General features: G+C 71.8%; 23 protein-coding genes. 11 read left to right on the top strand and 12 right to left on the bottom strand.

Translation table 11 applies throughout. The annotated features are described in order from the left end of the window. The first annotated feature begins 68 nt into the window (after positions 1-68). Entirely contained in the window at positions 69-851 is a 783-nt protein-coding gene (locus tag OG896_RS13390) for an antibiotic biosynthesis monooxygenase (protein WP_329365325.1), read from the top strand. Between the two features lie 234 nt (positions 852-1,085). Continuing rightward, positions 1,086-1,778, top strand: a complete 693-nt coding sequence (locus OG896_RS13395) for an SDR family oxidoreductase (RefSeq protein WP_329365326.1) — start codon at positions 1,086-1,088, stop codon at positions 1,776-1,778. 95 nt (positions 1,779-1,873) lie between these two features. On the opposite strand, the gene OG896_RS13400 is transcribed toward OG896_RS13395, so the two are convergent. Both OG896_RS13400 and OG896_RS13405 read right to left on the bottom strand, forming a co-directional pair. Beyond that, entirely contained in the window at positions 1,874-2,224 is a 351-nt protein-coding gene (locus tag OG896_RS13400) for a LysR family transcriptional regulator (RefSeq protein ID WP_329365327.1), read from the bottom strand. Between the two features lie 532 nt (positions 2,225-2,756). Beyond that, complete coding sequence (locus OG896_RS13405; protein WP_329365329.1) at positions 2,757-3,671, bottom strand: LysR family transcriptional regulator; 915 nt, start codon at positions 3,669-3,671, stop codon at positions 2,757-2,759. An 86-nt stretch (positions 3,672-3,757) separates the two neighbouring features. On the opposite strand from OG896_RS13405, the gene OG896_RS13410 reads away from it, so the two are divergent. Further along, positions 3,758-5,134: an MFS transporter gene (locus tag OG896_RS13410; RefSeq protein ID WP_329365330.1), complete on the top strand. Its 1,377-nt coding sequence runs from the start codon at positions 3,758-3,760 to the stop codon at positions 5,132-5,134. Between the two features lie 152 nt (positions 5,135-5,286). Here the strand turns inward: OG896_RS13410 and OG896_RS13415 are convergent, their stop codons facing one another. Then, the gene (locus OG896_RS13415; RefSeq protein WP_329365332.1) at positions 5,287-6,270 is read right to left on the bottom strand and encodes an aldo/keto reductase; all 984 of its coding nucleotides are present in this window, start codon (positions 6,268-6,270) and stop codon (positions 5,287-5,289) included. A 68-nt stretch (positions 6,271-6,338) separates the two neighbouring features. Between OG896_RS13415 and OG896_RS13420 the strand changes: the two genes are divergently transcribed. Next, positions 6,339-7,187: an MmyB family transcriptional regulator gene (locus OG896_RS13420; protein ID WP_329365334.1), complete on the top strand. Its 849-nt coding sequence runs from the start codon at positions 6,339-6,341 to the stop codon at positions 7,185-7,187. A gap of 370 nt (positions 7,188-7,557) precedes the next feature. Here OG896_RS13420 and OG896_RS13425 read toward each other — a convergent pair whose 3' ends face one another. The 3 genes from OG896_RS13425 to OG896_RS13435 form a co-directional block, all read right to left on the bottom strand. Beyond that, positions 7,558-7,692 (bottom strand): hypothetical protein, encoded by a 135-nt coding sequence (locus OG896_RS13425; protein ID WP_329365336.1) that lies wholly within the window; start codon positions 7,690-7,692, stop codon positions 7,558-7,560. A gap of 91 nt (positions 7,693-7,783) precedes the next feature. Beyond that, positions 7,784-7,999 (bottom strand): 4-oxalocrotonate tautomerase family protein, encoded by a 216-nt coding sequence (locus OG896_RS13430; protein WP_329365338.1) that lies wholly within the window; start codon positions 7,997-7,999, stop codon positions 7,784-7,786. A gap of 181 nt (positions 8,000-8,180) precedes the next feature. Continuing rightward, entirely contained in the window at positions 8,181-8,963 is a 783-nt protein-coding gene (locus OG896_RS13435) for an SDR family oxidoreductase (protein ID WP_329365340.1), read from the bottom strand. 187 nt (positions 8,964-9,150) lie between these two features. Between OG896_RS13435 and OG896_RS13440 the strand changes: the two genes are divergently transcribed. After that, positions 9,151-10,005, top strand: coding sequence for a helix-turn-helix transcriptional regulator (locus OG896_RS13440; RefSeq protein WP_329365341.1), 855 nt, complete (start codon positions 9,151-9,153; stop codon positions 10,003-10,005). Positions 10,006-10,521: 516 nt separating this feature from the next. On the opposite strand, the gene ychF is transcribed toward OG896_RS13440, so the two are convergent. Further along, the gene (gene ychF / locus OG896_RS13445; protein WP_329365342.1) at positions 10,522-11,610 is read right to left on the bottom strand and encodes a redox-regulated ATPase YchF; all 1,089 of its coding nucleotides are present in this window, start codon (positions 11,608-11,610) and stop codon (positions 10,522-10,524) included. A gap of 211 nt (positions 11,611-11,821) precedes the next feature. Between ychF and OG896_RS13450 the strand changes: the two genes are divergently transcribed. Beyond that, a complete protein-coding gene (locus tag OG896_RS13450; protein ID WP_329365344.1) occupies positions 11,822-12,433 on the top strand; it encodes a DUF6542 domain-containing protein in 612 nt (203 codons plus the stop codon). On the opposite strand, the gene ppgK is transcribed toward OG896_RS13450, so the two are convergent. Together ppgK and OG896_RS13460 are read right to left on the bottom strand one after the other, a co-directional pair. Then, positions 12,354-13,091 (bottom strand): polyphosphate--glucose phosphotransferase, encoded by a 738-nt coding sequence (gene ppgK / locus OG896_RS13455; RefSeq protein ID WP_328468643.1) that lies wholly within the window; start codon positions 13,089-13,091, stop codon positions 12,354-12,356. The genes OG896_RS13450 and ppgK overlap by 80 nt on opposite strands. 30 nt (positions 13,092-13,121) lie before the next feature. Next, the gene (locus tag OG896_RS13460) at positions 13,122-14,117 is read right to left on the bottom strand and encodes a 4-hydroxy-3-methylbut-2-enyl diphosphate reductase (protein ID WP_329365346.1); all 996 of its coding nucleotides are present in this window, start codon (positions 14,115-14,117) and stop codon (positions 13,122-13,124) included. 59 nt (positions 14,118-14,176) lie between these two features. Between OG896_RS13460 and xseA the strand changes: the two genes are divergently transcribed. The 3 genes from xseA to OG896_RS13475 are packed head-to-tail and all read left to right on the top strand — an operon-like array spanning position 14,177 to position 16,075. Further along, positions 14,177-15,388 (top strand): exodeoxyribonuclease VII large subunit, encoded by a 1,212-nt coding sequence (gene xseA, locus OG896_RS13465; RefSeq protein ID WP_329365348.1) that lies wholly within the window; start codon positions 14,177-14,179, stop codon positions 15,386-15,388. Between the two features lie 50 nt (positions 15,389-15,438). After that, entirely contained in the window at positions 15,439-15,822 is a 384-nt protein-coding gene (locus OG896_RS13470) for a cupin domain-containing protein (protein WP_329365350.1), read from the top strand. 10 nt (positions 15,823-15,832) lie between these two features. Beyond that, positions 15,833-16,075, top strand: coding sequence for an exodeoxyribonuclease VII small subunit (locus OG896_RS13475; protein WP_328468635.1), 243 nt, complete (start codon positions 15,833-15,835; stop codon positions 16,073-16,075). Between the two features lie 98 nt (positions 16,076-16,173). Here the strand turns inward: OG896_RS13475 and OG896_RS13480 are convergent, their stop codons facing one another. Beyond that, the gene (locus tag OG896_RS13480; RefSeq protein ID WP_402447665.1) at positions 16,174-16,656 is read right to left on the bottom strand and encodes a DUF4245 domain-containing protein; all 483 of its coding nucleotides are present in this window, start codon (positions 16,654-16,656) and stop codon (positions 16,174-16,176) included. Between the two features lie 215 nt (positions 16,657-16,871). Between OG896_RS13480 and glpX the strand changes: the two genes are divergently transcribed. Together glpX and OG896_RS13490 are read left to right on the top strand one after the other, a co-directional pair. Beyond that, the gene (gene glpX / locus OG896_RS13485; protein ID WP_328468631.1) at positions 16,872-17,903 is read left to right on the top strand and encodes a class II fructose-bisphosphatase; all 1,032 of its coding nucleotides are present in this window, start codon (positions 16,872-16,874) and stop codon (positions 17,901-17,903) included. A gap of 481 nt (positions 17,904-18,384) precedes the next feature. Then, on the top strand, positions 18,385-19,782 hold the full coding sequence (locus OG896_RS13490; protein ID WP_329365353.1) for a hypothetical protein: 1,398 nt from the start codon (positions 18,385-18,387) through the stop codon (positions 19,780-19,782). Positions 19,783-19,862: 80 nt separating this feature from the next. On the opposite strand, the gene OG896_RS13495 is transcribed toward OG896_RS13490, so the two are convergent. Beyond that, entirely contained in the window at positions 19,863-20,216 is a 354-nt protein-coding gene (locus OG896_RS13495) for a WhiB family transcriptional regulator (protein ID WP_402447546.1), read from the bottom strand. Between the two features lie 427 nt (positions 20,217-20,643). Next, positions 20,644-21,363 carry a DUF1707 SHOCT-like domain-containing protein gene (locus tag OG896_RS13500; RefSeq protein ID WP_329365354.1) on the bottom strand — a complete coding sequence of 240 codons (720 nt, stop codon included), beginning with the start codon at positions 21,361-21,363 and terminating at the stop codon, positions 20,644-20,646. Positions 21,364-21,446: the final 83 nt, after the last annotated feature.

A 21,446-nucleotide genomic window follows, 5' to 3' on the forward strand; every position in this document is an offset into this window, starting at 1 on the left:
GAGCCGCGCCGAGCCCGCCGGGCCTGACCCGGCACGCACCCACCCGACCCCTGGAAGGATTCCCCATCGTGACGATCACCGCGACCGCACGCCAGATCATCAAGCCCGGCACCGAGTCACACCTCGACGCGCTGATGGCCCAACTGGAGCGGGACATCCGCGCCAACGAGCCAGGCTGCCTGCGCTTCGACTACGTCGTCTCCGCGGACCGGCCCGGCGAGCGCCTGGTCATCGAGGAGTACGCGGACGAGAACGCCCTGGAGGCCCACAAGCACACCGACTACCTGGCGGCCTTCATACCCCGGCTCCTGGAGTGCCTGGAGGAGCCGCCGGCCGTGGAGGTGTACCGGCCGGCGGAGGCCAAGCCGGTCCTGCCCGCGTCCTGCTTCCACATCGGCGTCGTGGTGCCCGACCTGGCCAAGGCCGTGGAACAGTACACGGAGTGGTTCGGCATCGAGTTCGCCGAACCCGCCACCTTCGAGATCCCGTACCTGGAGCAGGGCGGCACGGGCGCCCCGGGCAAGATGACCGCTGCCTTCTCCCGCACCACGGAGCCGCAGTACGAACTCATCCAGGCCGACGGCGACGGCATCATGTCCGTCGAGCACGCCGGGAAGGTCCTGTACTACGGCGTGTGGGAGCCCGACATGGCGGCCCGCGTGGCGTGGTTGGAGGCGTCCGGCATCGGCGTGGACGCGTACTTCCGACCCGCCGAGGGCGAGACTCCGTTCGCCCTCATCACCGCTCCCGACCTGATGGGCGTGCGCATCGAGTACGTGGGGATCGAGGACAAGCCGGCAATCGCGGAGTGGGTCAACACCGGTCGCTATCCTGGGCTTCAGGGACGCTGACCGGTTCCCGCACCGTTCAGCACCGCCGGGAAAGCACGTTGACGCACCATCAGCTGTTCGCGTCCACACCGACCGCCGCCGTTCGGAGTGTGTGACGACGGCCGTCCCGACCCGTCAGGGCCCTGGGGCGGCCGTGTCGCATGGATCGGCGGCGACGCCCACCGCGAGTGCCCACCACGAGCGCGCACCACGAACTCCCACCACGAACGCTTACCACGAACGAGGAGAGCAACGATGGCCAACGTCACCCTGATCACCGGTGGCAGTTCGGGGATCGGCGCCGCGACCGCCCGCAGGCTGCTGAAGGAGGGTCACATGGTGGCGATCACCGGCCGGGACCCGGAGAAGCTGAGCGACTTCGCGGCTGAGCAGGACGCCGGGCACGACCTGATCACCATCCCCGGGGACACCTCGGACCCGCACGACGTGCAGACCGCGGTCAGGACGACCGCCCAGGCGTGGGGCCGCCTGGACAACGTGATCGTCAACGCCGGCTTCTCCCTCCCCGGCACCCTGGCCGACCACGTGCCCGAGGCCATGCGGGCCATGCTGATGACCAACGTGCTCGGGCCCGCGCTGGTCATCCGGGAGGCGCTGCCGTACCTCAAGGACACCCGGGGGCGCATCGTCATCGTCGGATCGGTGGCGGGGGTCAAGAACACGCCCGGCAACTTCTACTCCGTCACCAAGTGGGCCGCGCACGCCCTGGCGGAGAACACGCGGATGGCCGTCACCAACGACGGCGTCGGCGTGACGCTGATCGCGCCCGGCAAGGTGGACACCCCGTTCTGGGACCACCGCGGGGGCACGCCGGAGGGCCCCGCGCTGACCGCCGAGAACATCGCCGAGAGCATCCTCTTCGCCCTCAACCAGCCCGAGGGGATGGACGTCAACCACATCCAGATGCGGCCCATCGGCCAGGTCTGACCGGGCCGTTCGCGGCCGGAGGCGTCGGACCGGCCCCGGCACGCGACACGCCGCCGTCCAGCACGAAGTGGACGGCGGCGTGTACGTACCGTGGCTCAGCAGACCTCAGGCGAAGGATGGACGGCCGGCCTCCCCACCGCGCGCCCTTGCTTCATCACCGCCTGCTTGACTTCGCGGACCTCCGCGTTCGCCTTCTCGACGGAACGCAGGATCGGTCCCAGTCGTGCCTGGAGCAGTGCTCCGGCCGAGGTGAGTTCGATCGGCCGCCGATCCCGGTGAAAGAGTTCGGCTCCGAGGGATCGCTCCAACTCCTTGATCTGGCTGGTCACCGTGGATTGGGCGCAGTGGAGCTTCTCGGCGGCCTTGGTGAAGCTGAGTTCGTTCGCCACTTCGCGAAATGCCATCAGATGATAGACCTGCAAGTTTCCCCCATGGTCGGTCGCCATTGATTCCAGGATGCGAGGCCCGGAATCACGGGGCGGGACGCGGAGGGGCATGCGCCCGTCGGGCGCGCGGCGGTCGTCGTCGGTCGCCGCTGAAGGTTCCATGTGCACGATCAAGACAAGCCCCCGTTGCTGTGTGCCCCCGCGTAGCGGGGGTTCCAGTCACGCTTGACCCGAATACGATAAACCTTCCGCAAGGTATATCGCAAGGATTATTCAAATGCCTCCGACTGCATCCGGCCCTATAGCACAGGGGGCAGTCGGAGGAATCCGAAAAAGGTGATGAACCACATAGGGGATCGTCGCAACCCGCAGGTCGCCCGGGGCGTCGCCGACGGAAAACCGACCAAATGACCTTTCTGGATTCACTTCGGCAACAAAGCTCTCTGCTTTCACTGCGGCATCAGAGAATGCTCAGTATCGGACATTGTCGGACCGTGTCGGGGTGCGTCGGGCCGGGCTCGGCGGTTGTGAGCCGTCCCTGGACCGCCCGACCGTCCGGCGCCCCGAGCCGCCTCCGGGCGCCCCGGTGGTCTCAGGCCGTCTCGGCGAGGGGGCGGGACGGCGGCTGGTGGCGGCGGGCCAGCCGCAGCACGGCCTGCATGGGCGCCTCGGCCGGGCCCAGCCCCGTCCGCCAGCGCGCCTCGATGCTCACCGGCGCCAGCCCCTCGCGCACGTCCAGCTCGACCAGCTCCCCGTCCTCGAGGTCGCCGACGACGGACAGGTGCGGCATCAGGGCGACCCCGCGGCCGTGGCAGGCGAGCCTGCGCAGCGCCGCCAGCGACCCCGTGACCATGCTGACGCAGGTCCGCGAGGTGAGGTCCTGCCCGAAGCGGTCGACGAGCATCTGCGAGGTGCAACCAGGCTCGGCGATCAGGAACTCCGCCTCCAGCAGCATCCCCTGGGAGATGCGCGGCACCTTGGCGAGCGGATGGCCCGGGCCGGCGACGAGGACGGTGCGGTCATGGCCCACGACCGCGTGCGGCCCTATGGTCGGCACCCCGTTGTCGAACACGAAGACCAGGTCGAGCCGGCCGGCGGCGAGGTCATCCTCCAGTTGCGCCCGCCGGGCGACCACCATGCTCACCTCGGCGGCGCCCTCGGGGCCGGCCGCCCCCTGGGCCAGGGCGGCGAGGATGTCCGGCAGCCACTCGCCGGCCAGGGTCTCCAGTGCCCCGATGCGCAGCCGCGGCCGGCCGCTCCGCACCACCCGGCGCATCTCGTCCTCAAGGTTCAGCGCCTCGCGGGCGTAGGGCAGCAGCCGCTGCCCCTCCTCGGTCAACGCCGCCCCGGCGTTGCTGCGGTTGAACAGGCTCGCGCCCAAGTCGCGCTCCAACCGCTGCAGTTGAACGCTCAGCGTGGACTGCGCGTAACCCAGCCGCTCGGCTGCTGCGGAGATGCCCCCGAGGTCGGCGACGCTGACGAAGGCGCGAAGATGTCGTTGGTCCACTTCTCCATGATGCCATCGAGAAGTCCGATGGCGCCATCGAAAAGACAGCCTGGTCGCACCCCGGCGGACTTCGCGACGCTGATGCCATGACTCTGACCAGTGGCAAGACTCCCGTCGTGGACGAACCCGCACGGAGGGGCCCGAACGGCCACTTCGCGGGCATCGTGGTCGGCAACTTCCTCGTGCTGCTCGACACCTCGATCCTCAACGTCGCCCTGCCGGACGCACGGCACGACCTGCACGCCTCCGCGGCGGCGCTGCCCTGGGCGGTGGACGCGTACACCGTCGTCTTCGCCGGGCTGCTGCTGGCCGCGGGCGCAGTCGCCGACCGGTGGGGGCCGCGCCGGATCTACCGCAGCGCGCTCGCCGCCTTCGGCGTCATCTCGCTGCTGTGCGCCCTGGCGCCCAACGTGGGCACCCTGATCGGCGGACGGGCGCTGCTCGGCGTCGCGGCGGCCGGGCTGGTCCCCGCGTCCCTCGGCCTGCTGTCCGCCCTGTTCCCGGATGCCGCGCAGCGGTCCCGCATGATCGGCGCCTGGGCCGCCATCAGCAGCATCGGACTCATCCTGGGGCCGGTGCTGGGCGGCGCGCTGGTCGAACTCGGCGGCTGGCGGCTGGTGTTCCTCGTCAACCCGCCGATCGCCTTCGCCACGCTGCTGCTGGCGCGCGGACTGAGTGGGCACCGGCCGCAGAACGAGCCGAGGCCGGTCGACCGCGCGGGGCTGCTGCTGTCCGTCGCCGGGCTGAGCGCGCTCACCTTCGGACTGGTGGACGCGGGCACCTCCGGGTGGGGCCGGCCCGCTCCGCTGCTGGCCCTGGGCGGCGCCCTGATCGCCTTCGTGCTGCTGGTCGTCGCCGAACGGCGGGCCGAGGCCCCGATCCTGCCGCCGGCGCTGATCGGGCTGACCCGGGTCAAGGCCGACCTGATGGCCGGCGCCATGGCGTCCTTCGTCTTCTACGGCGTGCTGTTCGCGCTTACCCAGTGGATGGTCCTGGAGCGCGGCCTGTCGGCCCTGCAGACCGGCCTGGCTTTCCTCCCGATGACGCTCCCCATGTGCTTCATGCCGTTCTACGCCGGACGGATCGTCGCGCGTGCCGGCGCCCGGCCGGTGCTCCTCGCCGGCCTCGGCCTCGACGTGGTCTCCGGACTCCTGCTCGCCCTCTCCGGGACGCACACGCCGCTGGGGATGATCATCGGCATGCAGGTGGTGCTCGGCTTCGGCAGCACCCTCGCCATCCCCGCGGCCACCGCCGACATGGCGGGCGCCGCCCCCTCCCACCTGGCCGCGACGGGACAGGGCGCGCTCAACGCCGGACGCCAGGCGGGGTCCGCGCTGGGCGTCGCCGTGCTCGGCACCCTGTCCACCCTGCACGACTCCGGGATCGTGCTGGCCGCGGGTGCCGTCCTCGCCTTGGGCGTCGTCGTCCTCGCCCGGCCGCGACCGGTGCCGGCCACCGCGTGACAGCGGCCGTACCGGACGGACAGCCGCACGCGCGCGAGTGCCGGCCCACCATCACGGTGGGCCGGCACGGGCACGGGCACGTCCGGCACGTCGGGCACGTTCGACCGGACCGGCCGGGCAGACCGGACCGGTCGGGTGGACCGGGCAGCGCGTCAGACCGGGGTCCGCACCACGCGGTGCGCGGCGAAGGACTGGCGGTCGCCCACCCACGCGTCGCGCGGGGCGACGGCCTCCAGCCGGTCGAGGTCGTCCTGGGACAGCTCGACGTCGGCCGCCTTGGCGTTCTCCTCGACCCGCTCGGCCCGGCGCGTCCCGGGGATCGGGACGACGTCGTCGCCCTGCGCGAGCAGCCAGGCGAGCACGAGCTGAGCGGGCGTCACCCCGCGCGCCGCGGCCAGCGACCGCACCTCGGCGACGATCGCCTCGTTCTGCTTGAGGTTCTCGGCCTGGAACCGGGGGTCGTTCTGCCGGAAGTCGCCGGCCCCGAAACCGTCCACGCTGACCGGCCCGGCCAGGAAGCCGCGGCCCACCGGGCTGTACGGAACCATCCCGATGCCCAGCCGGCGGGCCGTGGGCAGCACGTCGTCCTCGATGTCGCGCCACCACAGCGACCACTCGTACTGCGCGGCGCTGATCGGGTGGGTGGCGGCGGCCCGTTCGAGTTCCTCCGGACTCGCCTCCGACAGCCCGAGGTGGCGGACCTTGCCCTCGGCCACAAGCTCGGCCATCGCCCCGACCGTCTCCTCGATCGGGACCTGCGGGTCGACGCGGTGCTGGTAGTACAGGTCGATGCGGTCCGTCCCGAGCCGGGCCAGCGAGGCTTCGCAGTGGCGCCGGACGTTCTCCGGGCGGCCGTCGACCCGGACCCCCTCCGGGCTGCGGACGATCCCGAACTTGGTGGCCAGCACGACCTGGTCGCGCCGGCCGGCCAGGGCTTTGCCGAGCAACTCCTCGTTGTGGCCGCTGCCGTAGCTCATCGCCGTGTCCAGGAAGGTGACCCCCTGGTCGACGGCGCGCTGCAGGACCGCGATCGACTCGGCGTCGTCGGCCGCTCCGTAGCCCTGGGACATCCCCATGCAACCGAGTCCGACAGCGGATACGGTGAGCCCTTCCGGCCCGATGATTCGATTGTCCATGCGGTCACCGTAACCGCGTCCCCCAGCGCCATCCATAGGACGTCTTTCCTAGTAACGAGAGTGCCAGGATGCCCCATACGGTGACCCAGGCAAGGGAGTTGGGCGATCTGCTCCGCTCCCGCCGCGAACGGCTCCAGCCCTCCGACGTCGGCCTCCCACCGGGCACCCGGCGCCGGACCCGCGGCCTGCGCCGCGAGGAGGTGGCCCAGCTCGCGTCCATCTCCGCGACCTACTACGCCTTCCTGGAACAGGGCCGCGAGGTACGGCCCTCCCGGCAGGTCCTCGACGCGCTGGCCGCGGCGCTGCGACTCGACGTGTGCGAGCGGGCCCACGTCCACCAACTCGTCCACGGCGCCCCGCCGGAACCGGAGCAGACCTCCGCCGCCATGGAGACGCTTCCGCCCGCCGTCGTCTCCCTCGTCGACCGGCTCGACCCGTGCCCTTCCTATGTCACCGGCAGGCACTGGGACGTGCTGGCGTCCAACCGGGCCGCCCGGGTGCTCTGGACCGACTGGCCGGCCCGGCCGCCGCAGACCCGCAACATGCTCTGGTGGATGTTCGCGGACCCGGAGGCCCGGCGGATCGTCGTCGACTGGGAGGAGGAGGCGTCGGCGCTGCTCGGACGGCTGCGCACGGCCGCGGCCAGGCACCCGGGTGACCCCGGCTTCGCCGACCTGCTCGAACGCCTCCACGCGGTGAGCCCGGAGGTGCGGGCGTGGTGGCCGCAGCACAAGGTCGACACCGTCGGCTCGGGCACGAAGCGGCTGCGTCATCCGGAGCTCGGCGAGTTCACGCTCCACCACGTCGTGCTCCAACTCGCGGACAACCCCGAGCACAAGGTCGTCACCTGCACCCCCTCCCCGCAGGACCGCCCCCGCGTCGAAGCCCTCCTCCGCCGCCCCCGCCCCACCCCCTGATCACTGGCCCCCCGAACCCGCCGCCGACTTCTCGAGCGGTGCGTTGCGCCCGCACTCCGCTGGGCGAGCGTGACGCGCCCCCCGGCCGCGGTGACGGCCGCGCCGTATGACTTGGCGCGTGCGGCGGAGAGCCACCTCGACGGAGTCGGCCCTCCGGCCAGGCACCCGGACCTCGCCAGGCCCTCCTGCCGGTGCCTCGGCCCGAGGAGCGCGGCCACGTCGAACCAGCGGTGGGAGCCGATCACGTCGCCGAACGGATCGGTGGGCGGTGCGATGCGGTGCGATGCGGTGCGGTGGCCGGTCCGGTCCCCGACGTCCGCACGACGCGGGAGCGTGCCACGCGGCGCAGGACGACGGCGGCGTCCGCAGGTCAGCTCTTGCCGGAACGCCCACCGAGGTGCAGCTCCCCCGGTGGATGCGGCAGTTCGCGAGCGCCGGTGACGCGGAGCCCGTCCAGGGCCAGTTCGAGGTAGCGGCTCCACGCCTGCGGCTGTGCGGCCGGCAAGCCCCGATCCGGCCGACCGGGTGGCGGCCCGGTCGGGGCTGGGGCCGGTCGCGGCGACGGTTTGACCCCAGCCGTGGATCATCCCGGGTCGTCAGTCTTCGGTGGGCTGCTGGAGCATGGACAGGGTCAGGACGTTGCCGCCGATGCCCCAACCGCCGTCGATGACCTCCTCGACCAGGACCATGGTGTTGGCCCGGGCGCGTTCGCCGTAGATCTCGACGTACAGCTCGGTGGTACGGGTGACGATCGTCTCCTTCTGCTTCTCGTCGAGGGTTCCGGCAGGGACTTTGAAGTTCGCGAACGGCATGGTGGTTCTCTTTCGGTTTGTGGTTACGGGGAGCGGCCTGCGGTGAGCAGGTCGTCCAGCCCGACGCGGCGGAAGAACTCGGCGCGGACGCCGGCGGCGATCGCGGAGAGGACTTCACCTCCGTCGGGGCTGGGGTCCGTGGGGGCGTATCAGCCGGGTGCCGACACCGGGCACGGGGCCGTCAGATGATGCCGCCGTTGGGGCGGATGATCTGGCCGTTGATCCAGTGGCCGGCCGGGGAGGCGAGGAAGGCGACGACTTCGGCGATGTCGGCGGGGGTACCGAGGCGCTCCAGTGGGGGCTGGGCGGCCAGCCGGGCGATGGTCTGATCGTCCTTGCCGTCGAGGAACAGATCGGTGGCGGTGGGGCCGGGGGCCACGGCGTTGACGGTGATGTTCCGGCCGCGCAGCTCCCGCGCGAGGATGAGCGTGAGTGCTTCGACGGCGCCCTTGCTGGCGCTGTAGGCGCCGTATCCGGGGAAGGCCAGGCCCACCACGGACGTGGAGAAGGTGACGACCGCGCCACCGCTGCGGATCTTCCGTGCGGCCTGCTGGGCGACGACGAAGGTCCCGCGGATGTTGGTGCGGTGGAGCGCGTCCAGCTCCGCCAGGTCCAGTTCGGCGATGGGTGCCAGCAAAACCCGGCCGGCCGCGTGGACGACGACGTCGACGCCGCCGAACTCGGCCTCCGCGGTGGCGAACAGAGCGGAGATCTGCTGCTCGTCGGCGACGTCCGCCTGGACACCGATCGCGCTGCCGCCGCCGGCGGTGACGTCCTTGACGGCGGCCTCGGCCAGTTCGCGGTTGCCCGCGTAGCCGACCACGACGGCGAATCCGTCGGCGGCCAGTCGGCTCACCGTCGCGCGGCCGATCCCGCGGGAGCCGCCCGTGACGATGGCGACGCGGAGCCGATCGGCGCGGGGATCGGGCGTGGCGTGGCGGTCCACGGGTTCCTGGGCAGACATGAACACTCCTGCTGGAGGTGCGGGAAAGGGGATGCCGCGACAGAGGGATCACGGCCAGGGGCGTCGGTGCGGTGCCCCGCTCGTGGCTCCAGAGTGGTTCGGCGTGCCCGCCCCAGCCAGGGCTGTCCGCACCCAGGGGTTGCCATCCCCTGGCTCGCGTCCACCGGTGGGCGCGACGATAGGAGACGTGAACCATTCCGAACTCGCCGCGTTCCTCAAGTCCCGGCGCGGCCGGGTCCGCCCGTCCGACGTCGGCCTGCCCACCGGCCCGCGGCGCCGGGTGCCCGGTCTGCGGCGCGAGGAGGTAGCCCATCTGGCCGGGCTGTCCGCGGACTACTACACCGAGCTGGAACGCGGACGCGGCGCCCAGCCCTCGGCCCAGGTCCTGGCCGTGCTGGCCCGGGCGCTGCGGCTGAACGGCGACGAACGCGACCATCTGTTCCACCTCGCCGACCGTCCGATCCCCCCGGCGGCGCACGGCCCGACCGCACATGTCCAGCCTGGTCTGCTCGGCCTGCTGGACCAGCTCACCACCACTCCTGCCCAGGTCATCACCGACCTGCACGAAACCCTCGTCCAGAACCCGCTGGCCGCCGCACTCGTGGGCCGGCCCCCGGCACTGCGCGGTCTTGAGGCGAGCTTCGTCCACCGCTGGTTCACCGACCCCCAGGCCCGGACCCTCTACCCGCCCGAGGACCACCCCCACCACTCCCGGGTCTTCGTCGCCGACCTCCAGGCGGTCGCCGCCCGCCGCGGCAGCGACACCGAGGTGACCCGGATGGTCGCCGTGCTGCGCGGACGCAGCCGGGAGTTCGCCACCCTGTGGGACACCCACGACGTCGCCCTCCGGCGAACCGACCACAAACGCATAGTCCATTCCGCCCTGGGCGTCATCGAGCTGGACTGCCAGAGCCTGTTCAGTGAGGACGGACGCCAGCGCCTGCTGTGGTTCAGCGCCCCACCCGGCACCGAAGGCGCGGCCCAGCTGAGCCTGCTCTCCGTCATCGGCACGCAAGATATGACAACGTCCACGCCCGCATGAAGGGCACGGGAAGATGACCGACCCGCCGACCGGCTCCGCCCACATCGACGCGACGACCAACGGAGCGCAGCCCGGACGGCGCACCGTGTTCACCCGCTGACCGGCACCCCGCCACGACGCACACGGCGACGTCGCCGTTCAGGCTGCCGCCGGCCCGTGCACCGCTCCCCCTCCGACCCCGAGGACCTGACGCTCCTGTGCGGCCCCACCGTGGACGTCCTCAAGACGTCTCACCTGCGAAAACGCGGTTCTGCGAGGCTCAAGCCAGCACAGAACCAGCACGGGAAGGCAAGGCCCCCGCTCAAGCCTGCGGTCGATCCGGCGGATCAGCGCTTCAATAGCGCGGCACGTGAAAGCGACACTCCACGTTCGCCCGTACACCCGGGCGGTTGAAGCGACCGCCGCGAGGCGCCCAGAAGCCGGCACCGGAACGCAGAAGGGTCGGACTCGCCCGAGTCCGACCCCTTCCGACCTGCACATTCGACGAAATCAGCGCACATGCAGCAAATGATGCGGCTACACGTTGAAGCGGAACTCCACCACGTCGCCGTCCTGCATGACGTAGTCCTTGCCCTCCATGCGGGCCTTGCCCTTCGCGCGGGCTTCGGCGACGGAGCCGGTGGTCACGAGGTCGTCGAAGGAGATGACCTCGGCCTTGATGAAGCCCTTCTGGAAGTCGGTGTGGATCACGCCCGCCGCCTCGGGGGCGGTGGCGCCGCGCTTGATGGTCCAGGCGCGGGACTCCTTGGGGCCGGCCGTGAGGTAGGTCTGGAGCCCGAGGGTGTTGAAGCCGACCCGGGCGAGGGTGGCGAGCCCGGGCTCCTCCTGGCCGACGGACTGGAGGAGTTCGAGGGCCTCGGCGTCGTCGAGTTCGGCCAGGTCGGCTTCGAGCTTGGCGTTGAGGAAGATCGCCTCGGCGGGGGCGATCAGGGCGCGCTGCTCGTCCTTGAACGCCTCGTCGGTGAGCTCGTCCTCGTCGACGTTGAAGACGTAGAGGAACGGCTTCGTGGTGAGCAGGTGCAGCTCGTGCAGGAGGGCGCCCTGCTCGGTGTCCTTCGTGATGCCGTGGGCGAAGAGGGTGTCGCCGGCGGCGAGGATCGTCTGCGCGGCCTCGGCCGCGGCCAGCACCTTCGCCTTGTCCTTCTGCATCCGCGATTCCTTGGTCAGGCGCGGGATCGCCTTCTCCACGGACTGCAGGTCGGCGAGGATCAGCTCGGTGTTGATCGTCTCGATGTCGTCGCGGGGCGAGACCTTGCCGTCCACGTGGACCACGTTCTCGTCCTTGAAGGCGCGGATCACCTGGCAGATCGCGTCGGACTCCCGGATGTTCGCGAGGAACTTGTTGCCCAGGCCCTCGCCTTCCGAGGCACCGCGGACGATGCCGGCGATGTCGACGAAGTCCACGGTGGCGGGGAGCACCCGGGCCGAGTCGAAGATCTCGGCGAGCCGGTGCAGCCGGGGGTCGGGCACGCCGACCACGCCGATGTTGGGCTCGATGGTGGCGAACGGGTAGTTGGCCGCCAGCACGTCGTTCTTGGTCAGGGCGTTGAAGAGCGTCGACTTGCCGACATTCGGCAGGCCGACGATTCCGATGGAGAGCGACACGTGACGACTTCCCGTGGGCAGGAGGTGGGGGCTGGCGCCGACCAGTCTACGGGCCGCCGCACCACCGGCGGGACGCCCACCCGACCACCGCCCACCACCCCCGCGTCAACCCCGCCTCACTCGAACGGAGCACTTCGAACAGAGGGCCCAGGCGAGCGAATCCGCGTGTCCCGGACCTGCGCGACCAGCGCAACCCGCCTACGTTGAGTAGGTGGAGCAACACACTGCGCGTACGAGCACCACCGCCCGCCAGGTCCCCGCCGCCCTCCCGCCGAAGGCGGCGCCGGCAGCCTCGGCGGCGGCGTCCGGATCGACCGCGGCCTCGGCCACGCCATCCGCGTCCGCGCCGCCCCGGCCGAGCAACCGGCTCGCGGCGGCCGCGCACCGGCTGCGGACCCTGCCCCGCCCCCGCCCCCGCCTGACCGGCCTCGGCACGGGCGCCCTGACCACCGTGGTGACGGTGCTCGGCGGGGCCGCCGACTCCCTGCTCTTCGACGGCCCCGGCGTCCTCTTCGGGCTGGTCTTCATCGCCGTGTGCATCGCCGCGGCGGTGTACGTCCGGCCGTACGACCTGGTGGCGGCGCCGGTGGCGGCGCCCATCGCGTTCGCGGTGGGCATCACCCTGACGGCCGACAGCGGCGACGGCAGCCTGCTCGGGCACGTGGTCGGGGTCTTCACCGGCCTGGCCCTGATGACCGGCTGGCTCTACACCGGTACGGTGCTCGCCGCCGCGATCGTGGCGGTCAGAGCTTTGCGGCAGCCATCGCGGCGCCGACGATCCCCGCGTTGTTCTGCAACTCCGCGGGGACGATCTCCGCGCTGATCCCGTGGATCAGCGGCAGGAACTTGTCGGGTTTCCGGCTCACCCCGCCGCCGATCACGAACAGGTCGGGCGAGAAGAGCATCTCCACGTGCGCGAGGTACTTCTTCAGCCGGTGCGCCCAGTGCTCCCAGCTCAGATCCTCGTCCTCACGGGCCTTGACCGACGCGCGCTTCTCCGCGTCGTGGCCGTGCAGCTCCAGGTGGCCCAGCTCGGTGTTGGGCACCAGGTGCCCGTCCACGAACAGCGCGCTGCCGATCCCGGTGCCGAGGGTGAGCAGCATGACGGTGCCGCCGCGGCCGCGGCCGGCCCCGAAGGTCATCTCGGCGACCCCCGCGGCGTCCGCGTCGTTGAGGATCACCACCGGAAGGCTCAGCCGCTCGCTGATCAGCTTCCGCGCGTCCACGCCCACCCAGCCGCTGTCCATGTTGGCGGCGGTGCGGGTCACGCCGTCCACCACGACGCCGGGGAAGGTCACGCCGAGCGGGCCCTTGTGGCCGAAGTGCTCGACCACCTCGGCCACGCCCTCGACGACACCCTCCGGTGTCGCCGGCTGCGGGGTGGGCACCTTGTGCCGCTCGTCCGACAGGTCGCCCCGGTCGAGATCGACCGGAGCGCCCTTGATTCCCGTACCGCCGATGTCCACACCGAACATGTTCATGGCCCCCAGGTTAAAGGTGGGTGGAACCGCTCACCTCTTGGCCGATTCCCGCTGGACGGCCTCCGCACGCAGATCCCGGCGCAGTTCCTTCGGCAGCGAGAACTGGATGGACTCCTGCGCGGAGGTCACCACCGACACGTCGTCGAAGCCGCGGGCGGCCAGCCACTCCAGCACCCCGTCGACCAGCACCTCCGGCACGGACGCGCCCGAGGTCACGCCGACCGTGCGCACGCCCTCCAGCCAGCCGTCCTCGCACTCCTCGGCGAAGTCCACCAGGTACGACGCGCCGGCGCCGGCCTGCAGCGCGACCTCGACCAGCCGGATGGAGTTGGAGGAGTTGCGGGAGCCGACCACGATCACCAGGTCGGCGTCGGCGGCGATCTGCTTCACCGCGACCTGGCGGTTCTGCGTGGCGTAGCAGATGTCGTCGCTCGGCGGCGAGACCAGCCGCGGGAAGCGCTCCTTGAGGGCGTCCACGGTCTCCATCGTCTCGTCGACCGAGAGCGTGGTCTGCGAGAGCCAGACCACCTTGGACTCGTCGCGCACCTTCACCTTGGCCGCGTCGGCGGGGCCGTCGACCAGGTGCATGCGCTCGGGCGCCTCGCCCATGGTGCCGACGACCTCTTCGTGGCCCTCGTGGCCGATGAGCAGGATGTCGTAGTCCTCGCCGGCGTAGCGGACGGCTTCCTTGTGCACCTTGGTGACCAGCGGGCAGGTCGCGTCGATGGAGGCGAGGCTGCGCTGGGCGGCCTCCTCGTGCACGACCGGGGCCACGCCGTGCGCGGAGAAGATCACGATCGCGTTCTCGGGCACCTCCTCCGTCTCGTCGACGAAGACGGCGCCCTTCTTCTCCAGGGTCTGCACCACGTACTTGTTGTGCACGATCTGCTTGCGGACGTAGACCGGGGCGCCGTACTGCTCCAGCGCCTTCTCGACGGTGATGACGGCACGGTCCACACCCGCGCAGTACCCGCGGGGGGCGGCGAGGAGGACACGGCGGGTGGAGTCAGAGGTCATGCGGTCCATCGTACGGGGCCGCCTCCGGGGCGGGGTGGGGTGTCGGCGGGGCGCACTAAGGTGCGGGTATGGCTCTGAACACCTCGGCGGAAGCGCCGATTCCGGTCGGCGAGGTGTCGCGGCTGATCGGCGGGTGGATCGACCGGCTCGGCGCGGTGTGGGTGGAGGGCCAGATCACGCAGCTCTCCCGCCGCCCGGGTGCCGGGGTGGTGTTCCTGACGCTGCGCGACCCGTCGCACGACACGTCGTTGTCCGTGACCTGCTACCGCGCGGTGTACGAACAGGTGGCCGACGTGGTCGGCGAGGGCGCGCGGGTCGTGGTGCACGCCAGACCGGAGTGGTACGGACCGCGGGGCACTCTGTCGCTGCGGGCGAGCGAGATCCGGCCGGTCGGGATGGGCGAACTGCTGGCGCGGCTGGAGCAGTTGAAGAAGTCGCTGGCGGCCGAGGGGCTCTTCGCGGCGGACCGCAAGCGCCCGCTGCCGTTCCTGCCCGGGCTGATCGGCCTGGTGACCGGCCGCGCCTCGGCCGCCGAGCGGGACGTACGGGAGAACGCGCGGCTGCGCTGGCCCGCCGTCCGCTTCGAGGTGCGGAACGTCCCCGTGCAGGGCGCGGCCGCGGTCCCCCGGGTGGTCGAGGCGGTGCAGCAGCTCGACGCCCATCCGGAGGTCGACGTCATCGTGGTGGCGCGCGGCGGGGGCAGCGTGGAGGACCTGCTGCCGTTCTCCGACGAGCGGCTGGTGCGGGCGGTCGCGGCGTGCGGCACCCCGGTGGTCTCCGCGATCGGGCACGAGCCGGACACGCCGCTGCTCGACCTGGTCGCCGACCTGCGCGCGTCCACCCCCACGGACGCCGCCAAGCGGATCGTGCCGGACGTGCGGGAGGAGCTGGCCCGCGTCCAGTTGGTACGGGACCGGGCGCTGCGGGTGCTGCGCGGCATCCTCGACCGGGAGGAGCGCGGCCTTGAGGCGGCGCTCAGCCGTCCCGCCCTCGCGGCGCCGTACCGGATGGTCGAGCAGCGCGAGGCGGAGGTCGCCGACCGGGTGGACCGGGCCCGGCGCACCCTGGGGCACCTGCTCGACCGGGCCGACGCCGATCTCACCCACACCCTCGCCCGCGTCGTCGCCCTCTCCCCCGCGGCCACCCTCCGCCGCGGCTACGCGGTCCTCCAGCGCGAGGACGGCGCGGCGGTCCGAGACCCGGCCGAGGTCGCCGACGGCGACACGCTGCGCGCCCGCGTCGCGGACGGCGACTTCACGGTGCGGGTCCAGGGGAACTGAAGCGCGAACCGAGCGGAAGAGGGCGGGCTGATGCCGGAAGAGGGCGGGCGATGAAGGACGAGCGCGAGTTCCACGACACGGCGGGGGTGCCGTGGCGCGCGGCCGAGGGCGCGCCCGGGGTGAGCGAGCGGCCGCTGTCCGCCGGGCCCGATCCGGCGGTCGAGCAGACCCGGCTGGCCCGTTGGGAGCCCGGGCTCGACACCTCCGCGGCGGGCGTGATCCGGCACCCCTACTACGAGGAGGTGTACCTGCTGGAGGGCGAGTTGGAGGACCTCACCCTCGGCCGCACCTTCACCGCGGGGCACTACGCCTCCCGCCCCCCGGGCATGCCGCACGGCCCCTACCGGACGAGGACGGGGTGCCTGATGCTGGAGATCCGGTCCCCGGAGCGACCTCGCTCCGCGCCGCCCGGGAGTGTCCGCGGTACGCCCTAGGCTTGCGGGCATGGCAGACGAGGAATCCACCAGCGCCGTACTCGGCTACGAACAGGCCCGCGACGAGCTCGTGGACGTGGTGCGCCGCCTGGAAGCGGGCGGCGCGACCTTGGAGGAGTCGCTCGCCTTGTGGGAGCGGGGCGAGGAGCTGGCGAAGGTCTGCCGGCGCTGGCTGGAGGGCGCCCGGGCCCGGCTGGACGCCGCGCTGGCAGCGGAGGACCCCGAAGAGGCGGAGAGCGCCGAGCCCGAATAGCGCCCCACCCGCGCACGGCAAGGTCCGGCCCACGGCAAGGCCCCGCCCACGGCAAGGTCCGGCCCACGGCCTGAGGGCGCCGGCGGGCCGGAAGCCGCTTACGGCTTGAGGGTCGCCGCGAACCGCTGGAGCTGGGCGTCCGGCGCCGTACCGAGCACCACCGTGGTGACGCCCTTCTCCTCGCGCACCAGCGCGTCGTAACGCCCGCCGGTGTAGTACTGCCAGCTCGCCCCGCCGACCGCGACCGTACGTCCTGCGTCGCGGTGCGCGTTGATCGTCACCTGGCTGATGAACCCGGTCGGGTCGCCGTTGGACTGCTCCAGCGCCACGTACTGCTGGTCGGGGTCGATGAAACCGAGGTGCCAGGTCACGTTGCGGCGGTCGCCCGCGGAGTACGTGACGGAGGTGGCGTGCCACTTCGCGCTGAGCCCTTCGGGGCCGGCCACCGGGTAGGGCGCGTCCCGCCTCGCCTGCTTGAGCTCCACGCTGTACCCGACGGTCTCCGTCTTGACCGGGGTCTCCTTGGAGTCGTGCGGGATGAACAGATAGATCAGGTAGACGACGACCCCGAGCACGAGCATCGACAGGACCAGGTCCCGGATCGTCTTGTTGCCACCACGCTTGTCCGCTGCCACGCGCCCTATCGTCCCCCATGGGCGTTTGCGGCCCGTCCGCCGGGTACCCGAAGAGTTGGCGGCTGCTCATGTGACATGTCCCCTGCTCAGATTTGCAGTTCACCCGATAAGGTCGCAGCACCCTCATTTTCCGGCCGTCCCCGTACAGAAAGGTGCGCGTGATGACCGAACAGCACTTGCCTCCGCAGCTCGAAGTGAGTCCGGAGGCACCCGACCGCAACCTCGCCCTGGAACTGGTCCGGGTCACCGAGGCCGCCGCGATGGCCTCGGCCCGCTGGGTGGGCCGAGGCGACAAGAACGGAGCGGACGGCGCCGCCGTCAAGGCCATGCGCACCCTCGTGCACACCGTGTCGATGAACGGCGTGGTCGTCATCGGCGAGGGCGAGAAGGACGAAGCGCCGATGCTCTACAACGGCGAGCGGATCGGCGACGGCACGGGTGCGGAGTGCGACGTCGCCGTGGACCCGGTGGACGGCACCACGCTGACCGCCAAGGGCATGCCGAACGCCGTGTCGGTGCTCGCGGCGGCCGACCGCGGCACGATGTACGACCCGTCGGCGGTCTTCTACATGGACAAGCTGGTGGTCGGCCCGGAGGCGGCCGAGTTCGTGGACATCACCGCGCCGCCCGCGGTGAACATCCGCCGGGTGGCGAAGGCGAAGGGCATCGCCCCCGAGAACGTGACGGTCGTGGTGCTCGACCGGCCGCGCCACGACGAGCTGGCCCGGCAGATCCGGGAGACCGGCGCGCGGATCAAGTTCATCGCGGACGGCGACGTGGCGGGCGCGATCATGGCGGCCCGCGAAGGCACCGGCGTCGACATGCTGCTGGGCATCGGCGGCACCCCGGAGGGCATCATCACCGCCTGCGCGATGGCCTGCATGGGCGGCACGATCCAGGGCCGGCTGTGGCCGAAGGACGACGCGGAGCGGCGCAAGGCGCTGGACGCGGGCCACGACCTGGACCGCGTGCTGCACACCACGGACCTGGTCAGCGGCGACAACGTGTTCTTCGTGGCGACCGGCATCACCGACGGCGAACTGCTGCGCGGCGTGCGCTACCGGGCGGAGACGGCCACCACCTCCTCCCTGGTGATGCGGTCGAAGTCCGGCACGATCCGGCAGATCGACTCGGTGCACCGGCTGTCGAAGCTGCGGGCGTACAGCGCGATCGACTTCGACCGGGCGAACTGACCGCCTGCTCCCCGCCTGCTCCCCGCCTGCTCCCCGCCTGTTCACGGCCGACCGACCGCCGACCGACCGCCCCGGTAGGGGAAGAGGACGCCAGGCGAGCCGGGCCGGGCGCTGCCCGCCATCCGTCGCGACGGGTGGCGCGCCCGCGTCGCCGGCCGCCTGCGTCCCTCGGCCACGCGTACGCGTGCGTGCGTGCGTACGTATGTACGTGAGGCCCCGGTCCCGCACCCGACCGTGACGCCCTTCACCGCTGCCACCCGGCGCGATAGCGTTCCCCTTCGCCGGGGGGTGTCCACGTGGGGAACTTGGACGCGGGGGCATCCGTCCGCCCGACTGAAGGCGACGGAGAGGCGTACCAGTGAAGCGTGTCGACGGGGACGGAAGAGCACCGGAGACAAAGGCAGGGAAGACAGGGACGACGAGGGGGACAAGGACCGGGACGGGGACCCGCGAGGGGCGGTCCCGGGCGGGCAGGTGGCGGTTGACCGGCCGCGTCACGGCGGTGGGGATCGCGGCGCTCGCGCTCGGCCTCGCCTCCTTGGGCGCCGCGGGCTCGGCGAGCGCGTCGCCCGGAACCCCGGGCAAGGCGGTCCGCGCCTCGGCCGCGGCGGCGGCGAAACTCGAACTGACGGTGCACCGCGTGTCGGACGCGTCGCAGCAGGCGATGGACGACACCTTCGCCAACAGCAGCATCCACACCATCGCGAACACCGTGAACCACCACCTGCACACGGTCACCGGCGGCGACTGCACCGCCGACGAGAAGGACACCGTGCCCCTCACCCCGACCGCGAGCAGCGCCTACTGCTGGGACGCCGGCGACGCCGCCACGCAGAGCTTTTCGCCGCAGGGCATGACCTCCTCCGGCGACGCCGACAGCGACGGCCTGTGGGGAACCGACCGCGTGCTGCTCTCCGGCTGGGCCAGCGCCCCCAAGACCACCGCCATGGGGCGCATCGCGGTGATCAACGACACCGACGGGTCGCCGAACAAGCTCGGCTACCGGTGGGTGCTGCCGGTCATCCCCACCGCCGGCGGCACGAACTTCACCCGCTTCCCCTCGCACATGGGCGGCATGGTGTGGTGGGGCGACAAGCTGCTGGTCACCGCGTCGCTCGACGGCGACCCGCACCACAACGCGATCTACGTCTTCTCGACCAAGCACATCTACCAGGCGAACACCAACGCCTCCTGGATCGGCCACAACGGCAGCCAGGTGTCGGCCCACGGCTACCAGTACTTCTGGCCGGCCATCGGGTCGTACGGCGTCACCTCGGCCTGCTCCTACAACGACCACAGCGCCGACCGGCTGCCCTGCTTCGACGGGCTGTCCATGGACCGGTCGCAGGACCCCTACACGCTGGTCGCCAACGAGTGGGTCTCCTCGGGTACGGTCGGGGCGACCTCCCGGATCTGGCGCTACAAGCTCGCGCCGACCAGCCGCCTGATGCCCATCGCCGTGAACAGCGCCGGCCACGCCGATCCGATCGACGTGTACGACACGGACATCGTCGGCATCCAAGGCACGCTGAATCAGACCGAGAACGGCGAGAGAGTCGTCTACACCGCTGATTCGCTGGGCAGTCCGGGGGTACACGGCATTCCATGGCGGGTTCCGCTGCCTGCCACCGGAGCGCAGACCGCGGCACACGAGACCACCTCGACCGGCGGCAGCACCAGCGCCGGCACCGCCGCCGAGCATTCCTGGGCACAACACTCGGAGGGGATGACCTTCATGGCCGACCAGAACCAGGTCTGGGCGCAGACGGAGTGGGCCGCGGCCCCGGACGGCACGTACCCGACGACCGGCACGGTGGTACGGCAGCGGATCGTCTTCTCCGTCCCGATGGGCGATCTACGGTCCTCGCTGGTGTCCTGACGGCTCCTGGACGACTCCTGGACGGCTCCCTGGACAACTCCTTGTGGGCACCGCCGACCGCCACCCGCGGCCGGCGGTGCTCAGCCGGCGGCGGCGATGCGGGGGGCCGCGTGCTGGAGTTCGACCTCGCGACGGCGCCTGCGGGCGAGCACCACGCGGCGCTCGGCGGCGGTCATGCCGCCCCACACTCCGTACGGCTCCGGCTGGAGCAGGGCGTGTTCACGGCATTCGAGCATCACCGGGCACCGCGCGCAGACCCGCTTGGCGGCTTCCTCGCGCGACAGGCGGGCCGCCGTCGGCTCCTTCGACGGAGCGAAGAACAGCCCCGCCTCGTCGCTTCGGCAGGCGGCCTCCGAGTGCCAGGGGCCGCCCAGATCCCGCGGGTGTCCGGGCGGGAGCGTGAGGTCCGTGGCGGGCTCGATCGGTTGAAGCACGGGAAACTCCTGACGACGGCGTTGGGGGTCCCCCAGGCGCGGCTCTGGGGGAGATTGCCACGCTTGCCCGTCGCTGCCCGGCGCCCGGGCGAAGCTGGGCGGAGCTGCCGTGCGGCGGCGTGCCGTTCCCCTACCCGCTGTGCGCGACTTCATGCGCACCGTGTTCGTTCCCGCGTACGACCATCGCTCCGGCGTGCGCCGCCCGGGTCGTCCGGAATGCCGGGGGCGGGCGGGAGTTGGGGCGAGGAGTCGGAGCCGGGCTTCGCGTGCGAGCCGCAAGGGAGGGGCGGGCCGGCGTCCGCGTCAGGGCGGCGTCAGCCGTGTCGGGTCGGTCGGAACGGACCAGAAAACCGGGTCAAGTGACGTCCGGCCGTGCCGTACCGGCCGCCACCGTCACCCACGTACGCCGTCACCGCGGCCACCACCGTCAGCCTTCGAGCCGCTTCTTCGCCCAGTCGACGACCTTCTTGCCGCGCTTGGCCTTGGCCTCGACCCCACCCCAGAAGGCGACGCCCACGACCCGGACCGTCGGCGCGTGCGGGTCGGGGGCCTCGAAGGCCCGCACGTCGGCGCCGCCCATGATGCCGATCACGCCACTGCCTTGCAGCGTGACGTTCTCCGGGACCTTGATGCTGATGCCACCCATGACCGCGGTGCAGTGGATGACCAGTTCCGGCGAGGTGAACGTCGCCTCGGTCAGGTCGATCTCGATCCCGCCCATGACCGCGACCGCGGTGATCCGGTTGCCGACCCGCCAACGGCCCTTGCGTTCCGCCCCGCTGAGGATGCCGACCAGGGTGGGGTTCTCGCCAAGCGGCTCGCCCGCGTACGAGCGCGCCGCGGCCGAGGGCGCCGCCGCGGCGGTCACCCGGCCCGCGGGCAGGTCCCCTACCAGCGGCTCCAGTTCGCCGACGGTCTTCGCGGCGTAGACCCGGTCCAGCCGCTCGGAGTGCTCTTCCGCGTCGAGGCGGCCCTCGGCGAGGGCCTCGCGCAGGATGTCGGCGATCCGGTCGCGGTCGGCGTCCGAGGCTCGCAGGGCGCCGCCGGCCGTCTGCGGGACCGCCGGGGCGGCGGGGCTGGTCGCCGGGCTGGGGCGGTCGGGCGTTTCCGCGGGCTGCGAGCGCTTCTGGAGCGGCGATTCGTCCACCCGACCACCGTACACAGCCGTCCACAGACGCGATAGATCGCGACTACCCCGAGGGCCCCCTGAGCGCTCCCTTAGGGGGCGCG

Origin of the sequence: Streptomyces sp. NBC_00669 (genome assembly GCF_036226785.1) — a bacterium.
Lineage (GTDB): Bacteria > Actinomycetota > Actinomycetes > Streptomycetales > Streptomycetaceae > Actinacidiphila.

Excerpts from the sequence above, each read along its gene's own strand:
- OG896_RS13395 (WP_329365326.1), top strand. The coding sequence starts at position 1,086 with ATGGCCAACGTCACCCTGATCACCGGTGGCAGTTCGGGGATCGGCGCC.
- OG896_RS13400 (WP_329365327.1), bottom strand. The coding sequence starts at position 2,224 with ATGGCGACCGACCATGGGGGAAACTTGCAGGTCTATCATCTGATGGCA.
- OG896_RS13410 (WP_329365330.1), top strand. The coding sequence starts at position 3,758 with ATGACTCTGACCAGTGGCAAGACTCCCGTCGTGGACGAACCCGCACGG.
- OG896_RS13415 (WP_329365332.1), bottom strand. The coding sequence starts at position 6,270 with ATGGACAATCGAATCATCGGGCCGGAAGGGCTCACCGTATCCGCTGTC.
- OG896_RS13420 (WP_329365334.1), top strand. The coding sequence starts at position 6,339 with ATGCCCCATACGGTGACCCAGGCAAGGGAGTTGGGCGATCTGCTCCGC.
- OG896_RS13430 (WP_329365338.1), bottom strand. The coding sequence starts at position 7,999 with ATGCCGTTCGCGAACTTCAAAGTCCCTGCCGGAACCCTCGACGAGAAG.
- OG896_RS13435 (WP_329365340.1), bottom strand. The coding sequence starts at position 8,963 with ATGTCTGCCCAGGAACCCGTGGACCGCCACGCCACGCCCGATCCCCGC.
- ppgK (WP_328468643.1), bottom strand. The coding sequence starts at position 13,091 with ATGAACATGTTCGGTGTGGACATCGGCGGTACGGGAATCAAGGGCGCT.
- OG896_RS13460 (WP_329365346.1), bottom strand. The coding sequence starts at position 14,117 with ATGGACCGCATGACCTCTGACTCCACCCGCCGTGTCCTCCTCGCCGCC.
- xseA (WP_329365348.1), top strand. The coding sequence starts at position 14,177 with ATGGCTCTGAACACCTCGGCGGAAGCGCCGATTCCGGTCGGCGAGGTG.
- OG896_RS13470 (WP_329365350.1), top strand. The coding sequence starts at position 15,439 with ATGAAGGACGAGCGCGAGTTCCACGACACGGCGGGGGTGCCGTGGCGC.
- OG896_RS13475 (WP_328468635.1), top strand. The coding sequence starts at position 15,833 with ATGGCAGACGAGGAATCCACCAGCGCCGTACTCGGCTACGAACAGGCC.
- OG896_RS13480 (WP_402447665.1), bottom strand. The coding sequence starts at position 16,656 with ATGCTCGTGCTCGGGGTCGTCGTCTACCTGATCTATCTGTTCATCCCG.
- glpX (WP_328468631.1), top strand. The coding sequence starts at position 16,872 with ATGACCGAACAGCACTTGCCTCCGCAGCTCGAAGTGAGTCCGGAGGCA.